The organism is Psychrobacter sp. GW64-MNA-CIBAN-0177, from assembly GCF_040309585.1.
GTDB classification, from domain to species: domain Bacteria; phylum Pseudomonadota; class Gammaproteobacteria; order Pseudomonadales; family Moraxellaceae; genus Psychrobacter; species Psychrobacter okhotskensis.
In genome coordinates, this window is sequence record NZ_JBEOOY010000445.1 from 1 (window position 1) to 252 (window position 252).

Here is a 252-nt window from a genome sequence, read left to right on the forward strand (position 1 = left end):
GGTTTGAATTTTTGTCATTTTCGCCGATGCCAAGCCCCGACAAACAACTTAAACATATTCGATTAGATCATGTGATGCAGTACCTGCTAGGAGACAAATTAACATGAGTGAGTCAACGCAACAGTTTCAAGCAGGGCGTCGTATTAATGCTCAAAATATTGAGCAAAACGAGCCTGCGTTAACACCTGCTAAAATTATTGAACACGGACAAAGTGATTACACCTCTGAGCTTGAGGATGATGCGCTTGAGCC

The 252-nt window shown here is 42.5% G+C and carries 1 protein-coding gene; it reads left to right on the plus strand.

What is annotated here, in order from left to right:
• The first annotated feature begins 11 nt into the window (after positions 1-11).
• Complete coding sequence (locus tag AAEY79_RS15790) at positions 12-107, plus strand: YcjX family protein (RefSeq protein WP_352289582.1); 96 nt, start codon at positions 12-14, stop codon at positions 105-107.
• Positions 108-252: the final 145 nt, after the last annotated feature.